Source organism: Nocardia aobensis NBRC 100429 (genome assembly GCF_000308375.1).
Lineage (GTDB): Bacteria > Actinomycetota > Actinomycetes > Mycobacteriales > Mycobacteriaceae > Nocardia > Nocardia aobensis.
Genome location: NZ_BAFQ01000029.1, coordinates 1 through 10551, shown reverse-complemented (window position 1 = coordinate 10551; position 10551 = coordinate 1). Strand labels below are relative to the sequence as shown.

Sequence of the window (10551 nt, the reverse complement as noted above, 5' to 3'; positions counted from 1 at the left end):
CATCTACGCCAATCGCACTGTGGGACAACTGAGCTGGTCGGGAGAGCGAGTGTGGGAATGGGGGCGGGAGGCGCCCGGCGGCGCCGCCCGGCAGAACCACGATTGGGAGTTGCTGCCGAACGGCAACCGGCTGCTGCTGGTCACCATCCCACGGGTCGTGCCCGGTCTGGGCCCCGACCCGGTCGGCGATCAAGGACTCTACGAGGTGGATCCCGGCGGGGCGATCGTGTGGGAGTGGCGCGCCGGCGACCACCTGCGCGAACTGGGGTTCTCCGAGGCGGGCTGGGATGCGCTGCGCGCCACGGTACTTCGCGATCCCGACGATCCATGGGGCTACCTGGAGATCAACAGCGCGAAATCGCTGGGCCCCAATCACTGGCACCGCGCGGATCCGCACACTGTCTTCCACCCGGACAACATCCTCATCAGCTGCCGCAAGGCCAATGTCGTCGCCCTGATCGACAAGACCACGAAAGCCGTTGTGTGGCGGCTGGGCCCGTACTTCGACGCCGAGGCCGGGGCGCAACATCAGCGGATCAACGCGCACAAGGTGCCGCGGCCGCTGGATCAGATCTCCGGGCAGCACAATCCGCACCTCATCGCCGACGGCCTGCCGGGCGCCGGGAACATTCTGATCTTCGACAACCAGGGCGGGGCCGGTTATCCGCCGGCACCGCTGGGTATCTACGCGGGATCCCGTGTGCTGGAGGTGGATCCGTCGACGCGCCAGATCGTCTGGCAGTACACCGCCGAGGATTCCGGTCTGCCGTCGTGGACGTTCTTCAGCTCGTTCGTCAGCAACGCGCAGCGGCTGCCCAACGGCAACACCTTGATCACCGAGGGCATGCAGGGGCGCATATTCCAGGTGACGCCGCAGGGCCAGGTGGTCTGGGAGTACGTCTCGCCCTACGAGGGGCTCGGCGTCGCGGGCGAACCGGAGGTCCGGGAGCCGCGCGTGCCCGGCGTGGACCGCCTCAGCAGAACGCCGATGGTCTATCGGGCGCAGGCGGTTCCGTTCGACTGGGTGCCGATCGGCGCGCCGCGATCCGCCCCGGTCGCCGTCGACCTGCGCGGCACTGTTCCTCCGGGCGCCTAGCCCGGTTCTCACCGGCCGGGCCGCCGGTCATTGACGCGAGGAAGTTCGACCCATGACATCGAGTCTGCGAACCACACCGGACACCGCCGGGCCAACCGCCCCGGCATCGCCGCGCCGCGATCGCATCCGTCTCGTACGGCTGCCGCGGCACTGGCGGACCGTCGGCGGCACGGCGGCCGGGCTGGTGCTGGCCGCACTCGTGTGGTCGCTGGTGGCCGCCTCGGGAAGCTTTCCGCGCCAGCTGTTTCCGACCGTGCCGCAGATCGCGCGCGCGGGGCAGGCGCTGTGGAGCGACGGTCTGCTGCTGCCCGATATCGCCGCGAGTCTGCAGCGCGCACTGCTCGGTCTCGTGGTCGGCGTGGCCGCGGGCGTGCTCGCCGCGATCGTCACCTCGACCACCCGAACGGGACGCGCGGTGTTGCAGCCCGTGCTGCGGCTGCTTTCACCGATCCCGACCATCGGCCTGGTTCCGCTGGCCATTCTGTGGTTCGGGCTAGGTGAGAACAGCAAGGTGCTGGTCATCGCGTTGGGGGTGTTCGTTCCGGTATGGATCAACAGCCACTCCGGATTCGCCGGCACGCCGGAGCACTACCTGCAGGCGGCGCGCTGTCTCGGTGCGAGCCGATGGCACACGCTCACCCGGATCGTGCTGCCGGAGGCGACGCCGGACGTGGTGGGCGGGATCCGGGTCGGTGCCGCCATGGCGTTCGTGCTGATCGTCGTCGCCGAAATGACCGGAACCACAGCGGGAATCGGTTATCGGATCTATCAGGCGCAGCTGTTCTCCCAGGCCGATCGGCTGATCTTCTGCCTGATCGTGCTCGGCGTCCTCGGCGCGGCCTGCGATCTGGCGATCGCGGCGCTGACCGCGCCGGTGGTGCGCTGGGCGAAGGAGGTGAACTGAGATGGCGATCGCCGCACATGAACTGGTGGTGCGTTTCCCGGATACGGAGCGACCCACGCTGCGCGGTATCGATCTGACGGTGCCCGACGGCTCGTTCACCGTCCTCGTCGGCGCCTCCGGCAGCGGCAAATCGACTCTGCTGCACTGCCTCGCGGGCCTGCTGTCACCCACCACCGGCACCGTCACCGACGCGGGGCAGCGGGTGACCGGTCCCGATCCGCGTCGGGGTGTGGCCTTCCAGCGTGACGTGCTGTTCCCGTGGATGAGCGTCGCGGCGAATATCGAATTCGCTTTGCGCGCACACGGAGTCGCCGCGCGGGAGCGGCCGGACCGCATCGCGGAGCTGCTCGACCTCGTCGGTCTGCCCGCTGATGTCGGCGGACAGCGGCCGAGTCGGTTGTCGGGCGGTATGCGCCAGCGTGTCGGCATCGCCCGCATGCTCGCCGGAGAACCGGACATCATGCTGATGGACGAACCGTTCGCCGCCCTCGACGCACTCACCCGGCTCAACATGCAGGACCTGCTGATCGATGTGTGGACCCGGCTGCAACGCACCGTCGTCTTCGTCACCCACGACGTGGACGAGGCCATCAGGCTGGCCGACACCATCGGTGTGTTGCGCGACGGGCAGATCGTCGATCTGATCACGAATCCGCTGGCCCGCCCGCGGCCCGCCGATACGCTCGCCGACCAGCCCGGGTACAGCCGACTGCGCCGCACCCTGCACCACGAACTCGGAATCGTGCGCACGGTGCCCTGACACGTTCTCGAACTCCCTGTACCGCAATGACTTCCACTACCCGCAGATGAAGAGAAGCCCGTGAAATCACTGATGTCCCGCGCCCTGATCGCACTCCTCGCGTTCGTCGCGCTGATCGTCCCGCTGGCCGCATGCTCCGGCGCCGACGAATCCGATCCACACACCCTCACCGTCGGCTTCGTCGTCGATCCCTCCTGGGCGCAGGTACCGGTGGCGCAACAGGCCGGCTATTTCGACCGGCACGGGGTGAAGGTGAAGGTCGTCAACTTCTCCACCGGGGTCGAGGCGCTGCAGGCGCTCGCCGCCGGCCAACTCGACATCGCCACCGCCGCGGATGTCCCGGCCGCGGCGGCGCTGACCCGTTCGCCCGCACTGCGCATCGTCGGCGACGGATCGCGCTGGGAGGGTTCGCGAATCGTCGCCCGGCGCAGCGCGGGAATCGCCTCGCTGGCGGATCTCGGCGGCCGATCCGTCGGGACACCGCTGGGTACGAGCGCGGCGTACTTCGCGTCGAACGCGTTGTCGCACAACAATATCGGCGCCAAATTGGTGCAGGTGGCACCGCAGGCGATGGTGACCGCTGCCGGGCAGCGCAATGTGGACGCGGTCGCGATCTTCCAGCCGTACCAGGCCCAGGTGATCGACGCACTCGGCGGTGACGCGGTCGAACTCGCGGGCGGCACCTACAGTCAGCACAGCTTGTACCTGGCCACCGACAACGCCGTCACCCGCAAGCCCGATGCGCTGACCGCCTTCTTCGCGGCCCTCGGCGAGGCGGGAACCGAGCTGACCTCCGGAGCCGAGCCGGCGATCACCGCGGTTGCCGCCTCGACTCAGCTGTCGGCGGACCTCATCCGAAAGATCCTGCCCGAGTTCGACTTCCGCCTCCAGCTGCGACCCGAGCTCGCCGGCACCCTGACGACCCTGGCCGACTGGGCGAAATCGCAGGGTTCCCTCGACAAAGCGGCCCAGCTGCCGGACTACCAGGCCCGCGCCGAATCGAAGTTCGTGCCGCAGGGCGGATAAGCCGGCAGTCTCGTGCGGACCGCGCGAACACCGGTCAGGCCACAGCCAGGTGGGCCTGCAGCAACCAGGCGGGAACCGAACTGCGGCCGCCGGGCTCGTCGCGCACGTCCTGGAAGTGGACCGGTGATCGATCGTCGCGGGGGAGATCGTTGCCGTGGATGCGGGCCGGGCGGATGTCGTCGATGACCCAGTACTTCGAAACCAGCTCGCGCAGTTCGTCTTCGGTCACCGGATTGGGGCCGAACCCCTCGGGTGAGGACGGTAACGCCTTGCGGTCGAAGACGAGCACGAAGTAGGACGCGCCCGGGGCCGCCGCGCGGACGATGGAACGCTGATATCCGTCGCGCTGGTCGACCGGAATCGAGTGGAACAGGGTGCTGTCGACGATGGTGCCGAATCTGCCGTCGTACCCGGTGAACGAGGTGATGTCGGCGACCTCGTAGGTGGCGGTGGTCAGTCCGCGCCGCGCGGCCTCGGCGCGGGCCAATTCGATGGCGGTCGGGGCGGAGTCCAGCCCGACCGTCGTGAAACCGCGCTCGGCCAGATACAGCGAGATCGCGGCCTCTCCGCAGCCGACGTCGAGGACGTCGCCGTGGAATTTCCCTTGTTCGGCAAGCGCTTTCAGCTCCGGCTGCGGCTCGCCGATACTCCAGGGCGGTTTGGCGCCGGAGAACGGGCCGGCATCGCCCTGGTACGCATCCTCGAACGTGAAATCGCCCGGTGTGGTCATGATGTCCTCCGGATCGGTCGGGGCTATCAGACATGGATGGAGCTCATTCGATGCTACGGCTGCGCCTCGTGCGGGGGTGCGGGCGGTAGGGGTTGTCACGGGACGTGACTCGATATCCGGCGTGCGGTGCCGGTTCCTCGGAATCCCTGCGCCTGGAGCAGACCTCCCCGGTGCGGGGTCTGTTCCTCGCCGGTGACTGGACGCGCACCGCACTGCCCTCCACCATGGAATCCGCCGCCGAGAGCGCCCGGCGCCCAGTCGGCGCGGTCCGCCGCTCGTCGGAACCTGCGGCGAGTTGGCGATGAATTCCACGGACCGCCGTCGTCCGATCGGGTAGGAAGCTCACTCTCGAAACCTGCGAAAGAGTCAACTATGTGTGTATCAGTGCTGGATATGTCGATGTCGCTCGACGGGTATATCGCGGATTCCGATGACTTCCTCGGCGGTGAGGACGGTGAGCGATTGCACCTGTGGGCCGAGGAGACCGACGCGGCCGGGCCGCTCGCCCAGTTCCAGGAGGAGTGGAACGCCGCGGGTGCGGTGTTGTCGGGCCGGCGGACCGCGGAGCTGATGGACCACTGGGGTGGCGATCACAACGGTCAACCGATCTTCGTACCCAGCCATCGCCCGCCCGCACCGGCTGCTCGCTGGGGTTACCCGCTGGTGACCTATGTGCAGGACGGCATCGAGAGCGCGATGGCACAGGCGAAAGCTGCTGCTGGGGAGCGGAATGTGCAGATACGCGGCGGCGCCTACACTGTGCGCGAGGCGTTGACAGCGGGGGTACTGGACGAACTGCAGATCCATGTGATTCCGGTGTTGCTCGGTCGTGGGCGTCGCTTGTTCGACATGTTGCCGGCGGAGATCGAACTCGACATCGTCGAGGTGATCAATACGCCTGCGGCTACGCATATTCGCTATCGCGTCCGACGCTGAATCCGCCCCGCTTTCCTGCGGCGGGTATTCAGGTTCTCAAAAGCCGAACCTAGGCGCCGTAAAGCCGAACGAAGTCCTGGGCCGGGTCGACGGCGGGCACCGTGGAGCTCGATGAACTCCCGTCGACGTCGGTTTCCTCGACGTAGTAGGCGGGTTCGGCGGGCAGGTGGCGCCACCGGGCACGTGGATCGTCGGCCTGCTCCGGATGACTGTTCGACGACATGATGTCCCCCTTCGGAATCGTCTCACAATGCTACCCGGGTTGTCCGTCCGATGCGGTATGCATTGCGGCACAAGTCATTCGGAGGCGCTAGTCAGCGGACTTGTGGGCCACGGCGAAGACCCGCCGAAACGGCAACCAGGTCGTTCCGTCCGCGCGCTGGGGATAGGCGCCGCGCAGGAGTGGGGCGAGTTGCGCGGTGAACTCCGTCCACGCTTGGTCGTCGAGCGCACTCCGGACCGGCCGCAGCGCGGTTCCGGTCACCCATTCGAGGACCGGATCGTTGCCGGTCAGCCGCTGCAGATAGGTGGTCTCCCAGGCGTCGACCGTGCATCCGGCCGCGGTGAGCAGCGTCGCGTAGCCGCTCGGATCGAGGACGTCGCGCGGTTGCAGGATGCCGCTCGATTCCAGGCGCGGCCGCCACTCGTCGCGCGCGGCGAGTTCGCGGATGGCGACATGGGAGGGTGCGTCGAAGTTGCCCGGCACCTGCAATGCCAGCCAGGCTCCGGACGGCAGGGCCGCGACCCACCGCGGTAGCAGCGCGGTATGCGTCGGCACCCACTGCAGCACCGCATTGGTCACCACGACATCGGTATCGGGTGCCGGCTGCCACTCCTCGGCGGAGCGCACTTCGGCATCGATACCGGATTCTCTTGCCGCCGAGACCATTTCGGGTGAGGAATCGAACGCGTCGATGCGCGCCTGCGGCCACCGCTGAGCCAGCACGCCGGTGAGCTGTCCGGGACCGCATCCCAGGTCGACCACCCGGCGCGGTTTCTCGGCGTCGATGCGGGCCACCAGTTCGAAGAACGGTCGTGAGCGATGGTCGCCGAAACTGCGGTATTTCTCGGGATCCCACATGGGCTGCTCCCACTCGCCGGAGGTGCTAAACCGTACAAGCGTTATGTTAGCGCGTGGCGGTCCTTCCTGTGCGGCAGCCCGCAGCGGCCTCGCCTCAGCGGGTGCACCGGACCGGCACTGACGTAGGTCGTCTCGCCGGGTTCAGAAGTAGGTCCCGGCGAACGGGGCCGAGGTGGTGGTGAACAGGTTGTCCGCGTCTTCGATTGCGCCGCTGCGGTTTTCGCTCACCCGACCGGCGAGGGCCAGTTGCTGCCAGGTGGATCCGCCGAGGTACACCGCGGCGAGGGTGGCCACGTCGGTGGTGAGATCGGCGGGTGCGTCGACGCGGGTGACGGTGTCGGCGGCGATGCGGTAGGAGCCGGTGTTGGCGGGCAGGATGTCGTCGGTCACCGCGAGGACCACTGCCGGTGCCTGGCGGTAGCTTCGGCGTTGCAGCGCCGTCGGGACGTCCACGAGCCGCAGCCAGCTCTCGTCGTGCACGCCGGCGACCGAGACCGCACGCTCGTCGGTGAACAGGTGCCGCAGTGCGCTGTCGACCGGTGCGAAGGTGATCACGATCCGGTCCACGATGTCGTGGGTGAGCAGGTGCCGCAGCAGTCCGCGATAGGCCGCGGGCGTGGTCGCCACCCAGTCGTCGACGACGATCGTGCGCTGCGGATTGCGTGGCCAGCCCGCGCTGTCCGAAGGGTGATAGCGCAGGAATCCGTCCTCGGCGCCGGGCTCGCCGTGCACCACCGTCCAGCCGGTGTTGCCGGCCGCCAACTCCTGGAACCGCCACCAATACGGCGGCCGGTCGATCGCGCCGTTCCATGAAATATCTGCGGCCGCATAGGCTTTCGCGAGCGTCTCCCACCGGTTCTCGGCATCGAGGTATCGCACCGGCCCGCCCGGGGCGACGGTGTCGCGCAACCGGGCCTGCCGTCGATCCACCTCGAGCGTCGCGTACGAACTCGCCACCCCGTACCCGAACCGCTCGTAGATGCCGCCCTGGGTGGCGCGCAGACTCGCGACCACCTCACCGCGCTCGGCGATATCGGCCAGCTGACGCCGCAACAGGGCGCTCACCACACCCCGGCGAGTGTGGGTCGGCAGCACGCCGACGTGCGTGACGGCCGCATGCGGAAGACGCTGCCCGCCGGGCACCACCAGCCAACTCGTATAGGAGTCGACCGCCCCGACCAACTGCCCGTCCAGCCGCGCCCCGAGCGTGCGCCCCGGCTCGACCAGTCCTTCGGCGCCGTCCGGCAGCGGCGGCAGACCGACCATCGCGGTGCGGAAGATATCTCCCGCCGCCCGCACGTCCCCGGTCGCCGTCAGCGTCGCGAGTTCGACGGCCGATGTGCCGCTGGTCATTCGTCACCTCCGGGTCGTGCGCGGGCACTTCGTGTACCGCGCTTCCCGGACCACGCTAGCGGGCCGCCGCCGTGGATCGGTGCGATGCGGATCTGCAGGGCCGCCGCGAAGCTCTGGTGGCACCGCCGCGTGGCAGCTGCTCGGCGATGGATTTTTCCGTCCCGCACCCGAACTCGGTCTCAGCCCGCTGCCGCCATCGCCCGCCACGCCTTTCTGGCGTGGGAGCGGGCTCGCGGGGCGGCGTATTCGATTCGCCGACGAGCTTCGGAGGCGCTGATCCGCAGTAGATCGCTCAAGAGCTCCGCTGTGTCCCGGTAGCCGGTGTCGGCGGCGAGGCCGCGGCGCTCTGCCTCGGCGACGGCCGCGACCATGGCCGCACCCAATCGGCGCCGGCGGCGCTCGGTTTCGACGAGGGTGCGCAGCAAGTCGACATCGGCCAGTTCCGACCATCCCCGTGCCGGAGCATTCGATGCCAATGCGGTCGAATGTGTGTTCACGCGAGGCAGCCTACCGCAGTCTCGAACATTTGTTCGATCATCGACTCCTTCAGCGCGTCGAACTGTCCGGCAGGTCGGTCGGTTTACGCTCCGAGCACAAGATCGGGAAGGAGACGCGTGGTGACCGGATCGCAGCGCCCGAAGATTCCGGTCGAGGACGAGGTCCGAGGGGTATCGCGCTGACCGGAAATCCTGGGCGATGTTGCGGCGCACAGCGCTCGATAGGCGGCAGTACAGGACGTTCCGAGGCGTCGGGTGGTGGCGTGTCTTGGGGGCCGTCCAAGATAAGGTTGGGTCGACGCCGGATGACGAGTCAGGACTGGAGATGCCCCGGAACAGACGGCCACGTGATCGAGAAGAGAAGCGTGCGGAAATCGTGGCCGCTGCACGGCGGCTGTTCGTCCAGGAAGGCTACGACGCGGCATCGATGGCGCGGATCGCCCGGGATTCCGGGGTGGTGTCGAACACGCTGTACTGGTACTTCCAGGACAAGGACGCGGTATTGATCGCGGTGCTGGACGCGGTCCTGGCCGACTCGATGGCTTCCTACGGCGAAGTGCTGGACTCGGGGCTGGCTGATCGGCTGTTGTGGCTGGTCGAGGAATTGGAGCAGCTGGGCCGGTTGGTGAGCACGGTGCACACGCGCGCCGAGGAGTCCGCGTCCATTCGGGAATGGCACGAGCAGTTCCACGCGCTGGCCGAGGGATTGTTCCGGGCGGAGCTGATCGAACTCGGCGTGCCCGCTGACGAAGTGGATCCACTGGTCGCGATCGGCGTTTTCGTCGTCGAGGGCTTGCTGACCCATCCAACGGAACAGGCCCAGCGGCGCGCGGTTATCGAGACGTTGCTGAACAGCGCTCGCGGTCTTGCCGCAGCCGCCGGCTGAGTACTGTCTCCGCACGTCCACGAGGCCGGGCGACCTACTGCGCGCTGCGTGCGGTGTAGTCGAATTGTGTTGCCAGGAAATAGAGTTGGTCACGCACGGCGCGTTCGAAGTGCTCGCCCACGTAGATGTCGAAGTGGTCGCAAGGGTAGTTCTGGACGTGCACGTGTGCCAGGCCCCGCGCACGACGCTTCGTGGTCTTCGCGGGCGCGGCCGCGTCGTTGTCGCAGACACACAGCAGCGTCGGAGTGCTGAAGCGAGCCAGCGCGCGACCGGGCCGATAGAGCGGAAGGTGCAGCGCCAGCCGTGCGGCCAGGGCGTTGGCGGCATCGAATTCACCAGCGGGGCCGCGCAATACACCCCATATGCTGTCGCGACCGACAACGGTTGCGGGTTCTTCCCCACCGTCGATCTCGGTCAGCTCGATGTTCTTCGACACCTGAGCCCGCACCGAGGGCATCCGTTTCAACAATGCGGTGGTGCGCCGCGAGAGCCGTGTCCCCGCGGGCAGGAGTGCGGAAGCACCGGCGAGAGCGTCGGGTGAGGTCACGAACGCGGGCATCCAGGACGTCCCCGCCATCGGCAACAGGATCGGCTTCGCGCCGAACCAGGAACCGACCGTGTCGAGGACGCCGGCCGCTGTCAGCGCTATCGCGCTCAGCGGGCCGGTCCGTAGACGCGAGCGCAACGACGCGGGTCCGTCGGTGAAGGGGCACTGGGCCACGACCCCCGCGATGCGGCTGTCCTCGGAAGCGACCTGAAGGACATGTCCGCCACCGAAAGAGCTGCCCCACAACGCAATCCGGTCGACATCGACCTCCGGTAGGGTGCGTACGAAGGCCAGGGCGGCATGCCAATCCGCGCGTTGCCTGCCGATATCGAGCAGTTGGCGTGGGTATCCGTCGCTCGCGCCGAGGTGGCGGTAGTCGAACACCAGCACCGACCAGCCCGCTGCGGCGAACCGCTCGGCATAGGCATCCAGGCGCATCTCACGAACCGCTCCCAACCCGTGCCCCATGATCACCATGGGCCGCGGTCCCCGCGAGTTGGGTGGGGTGTACAGCCATGCCGCGCACATGTCCGTCCCGGACGCGAAGGCGACCTCACGTCGCTGTACCGCTGTTCCCTCGTGCTGATCCGGCCCGCTGCTCGTCATATCGTGTGCCCTTTTCCGCCTCGCCGCAGTTCTTCTTGGACGTCATCCAAGAAGATCGTTCGGCAACGGTAGAGAGTTCTTGAACGACAGTCAAGAAGCCGCTACCCTTCTTGATGATCATTCAAGAAA

At 67.8% G+C, this 10551-nt stretch carries 13 protein-coding genes; 7 read left to right on the top strand and 6 right to left on the bottom strand.

The window, feature by feature from the left end; translation table 11 throughout:
* From RJ03_RS03755 to RJ03_RS03740, 4 genes are all read left to right on the top strand, one after another.
* Nucleotides 1-1096: aryl-sulfate sulfotransferase (locus RJ03_RS03755; protein ID WP_036498122.1), on the top strand; the 1096-nt coding region annotated here is incomplete at its 5' end.
* Nucleotides 1097-1148: 52 nt separating this feature from the next.
* Nucleotides 1149-2000 (top strand): ABC transporter permease, encoded by an 852-nt coding sequence (locus RJ03_RS03750; protein WP_036498117.1) that lies wholly within the window; start codon nucleotides 1149-1151, stop codon nucleotides 1998-2000.
* Nucleotide 2001: 1 nt separating this feature from the next.
* Entirely contained in the window at nucleotides 2002-2760 is a 759-nt protein-coding gene (locus RJ03_RS03745; protein ID WP_036498116.1) for an ABC transporter ATP-binding protein, read from the top strand.
* A 60-nt stretch (nucleotides 2761-2820) separates the two neighbouring features.
* Nucleotides 2821-3786 carry an ABC transporter substrate-binding protein gene (locus tag RJ03_RS03740; RefSeq protein ID WP_036498114.1) on the top strand — a complete coding sequence of 322 codons (966 nt, stop codon included), beginning with the start codon at nucleotides 2821-2823 and terminating at the stop codon, nucleotides 3784-3786.
* 34 nt (nucleotides 3787-3820) lie between these two features.
* On the opposite strand, the gene RJ03_RS03735 is transcribed toward RJ03_RS03740, so the two are convergent.
* Nucleotides 3821-4516, bottom strand: a complete 696-nt coding sequence (locus RJ03_RS03735) for a class I SAM-dependent methyltransferase (protein ID WP_036498113.1) — start codon at nucleotides 4514-4516, stop codon at nucleotides 3821-3823.
* A gap of 104 nt (nucleotides 4517-4620) precedes the next feature.
* On the opposite strand from RJ03_RS03735, the gene RJ03_RS03730 reads away from it, so the two are divergent.
* Both RJ03_RS03730 and RJ03_RS03725 read left to right on the top strand, forming a co-directional pair.
* On the top strand, nucleotides 4621-4821 hold the full coding sequence (locus RJ03_RS03730; protein ID WP_036498111.1) for an FAD-dependent oxidoreductase: 201 nt from the start codon (nucleotides 4621-4623) through the stop codon (nucleotides 4819-4821).
* A gap of 67 nt (nucleotides 4822-4888) precedes the next feature.
* Entirely contained in the window at nucleotides 4889-5452 is a 564-nt protein-coding gene (locus RJ03_RS03725) for a dihydrofolate reductase family protein (protein ID WP_036498110.1), read from the top strand.
* 49 nt (nucleotides 5453-5501) lie between these two features.
* Here the strand turns inward: RJ03_RS03725 and RJ03_RS36905 are convergent, their stop codons facing one another.
* The 4 genes from RJ03_RS36905 to RJ03_RS03710 all read right to left on the bottom strand — a co-directional run bounded on the left by RJ03_RS36905 (nucleotide 5502) and on the right by RJ03_RS03710 (nucleotide 8383).
* Nucleotides 5502-5675 carry a hypothetical protein gene (locus RJ03_RS36905; RefSeq protein ID WP_157163324.1) on the bottom strand — a complete coding sequence of 58 codons (174 nt, stop codon included), beginning with the start codon at nucleotides 5673-5675 and terminating at the stop codon, nucleotides 5502-5504.
* An 87-nt stretch (nucleotides 5676-5762) separates the two neighbouring features.
* Nucleotides 5763-6533: a trans-aconitate 2-methyltransferase gene (locus tag RJ03_RS03720; RefSeq protein WP_036498108.1), complete on the bottom strand. Its 771-nt coding sequence runs from the start codon at nucleotides 6531-6533 to the stop codon at nucleotides 5763-5765.
* 141 nt (nucleotides 6534-6674) lie between these two features.
* Nucleotides 6675-7886, bottom strand: coding sequence for a GNAT family N-acetyltransferase (locus RJ03_RS03715; protein ID WP_051024258.1), 1212 nt, complete (start codon nucleotides 7884-7886; stop codon nucleotides 6675-6677).
* Between the two features lie 179 nt (nucleotides 7887-8065).
* Nucleotides 8066-8383, bottom strand: coding sequence for a DUF222 domain-containing protein (locus RJ03_RS03710; RefSeq protein ID WP_245552171.1), 318 nt, complete (start codon nucleotides 8381-8383; stop codon nucleotides 8066-8068).
* A 325-nt stretch (nucleotides 8384-8708) separates the two neighbouring features.
* Here RJ03_RS03710 and RJ03_RS03705 point away from each other — a divergent pair, with 325 nt between their 5' ends.
* Entirely contained in the window at nucleotides 8709-9269 is a 561-nt protein-coding gene (locus RJ03_RS03705) for a TetR/AcrR family transcriptional regulator (RefSeq protein WP_036498107.1), read from the top strand.
* A 34-nt stretch (nucleotides 9270-9303) separates the two neighbouring features.
* Here RJ03_RS03705 and RJ03_RS03700 read toward each other — a convergent pair whose 3' ends face one another.
* Nucleotides 9304-10422 (bottom strand): alpha/beta hydrolase, encoded by a 1119-nt coding sequence (locus tag RJ03_RS03700; protein WP_036498106.1) that lies wholly within the window; start codon nucleotides 10420-10422, stop codon nucleotides 9304-9306.
* Nucleotides 10423-10551: the final 129 nt, after the last annotated feature.

Excerpts from the sequence above, each read along its gene's own strand:
- RJ03_RS36905 (WP_157163324.1), bottom strand. The coding sequence starts at position 5,675 with ATGTCGTCGAACAGTCATCCGGAGCAGGCCGACGATCCACGTGCCCGG.
- RJ03_RS03720 (WP_036498108.1), bottom strand. The coding sequence starts at position 6,533 with ATGTGGGATCCCGAGAAATACCGCAGTTTCGGCGACCATCGCTCACGA.
- RJ03_RS03750 (WP_036498117.1), top strand. The coding sequence starts at position 1,149 with ATGACATCGAGTCTGCGAACCACACCGGACACCGCCGGGCCAACCGCC.
- RJ03_RS03700 (WP_036498106.1), bottom strand. The coding sequence starts at position 10,422 with ATGACGAGCAGCGGGCCGGATCAGCACGAGGGAACAGCGGTACAGCGA.
- RJ03_RS03745 (WP_036498116.1), top strand. The coding sequence starts at position 2,002 with ATGGCGATCGCCGCACATGAACTGGTGGTGCGTTTCCCGGATACGGAG.
- RJ03_RS03725 (WP_036498110.1), top strand. The coding sequence starts at position 4,889 with ATGTGTGTATCAGTGCTGGATATGTCGATGTCGCTCGACGGGTATATC.
- RJ03_RS03715 (WP_051024258.1), bottom strand. The coding sequence starts at position 7,886 with ATGACCAGCGGCACATCGGCCGTCGAACTCGCGACGCTGACGGCGACC.
- RJ03_RS03705 (WP_036498107.1), top strand. The coding sequence starts at position 8,709 with ATGCCCCGGAACAGACGGCCACGTGATCGAGAAGAGAAGCGTGCGGAA.
- RJ03_RS03735 (WP_036498113.1), bottom strand. The coding sequence starts at position 4,516 with ATGACCACACCGGGCGATTTCACGTTCGAGGATGCGTACCAGGGCGAT.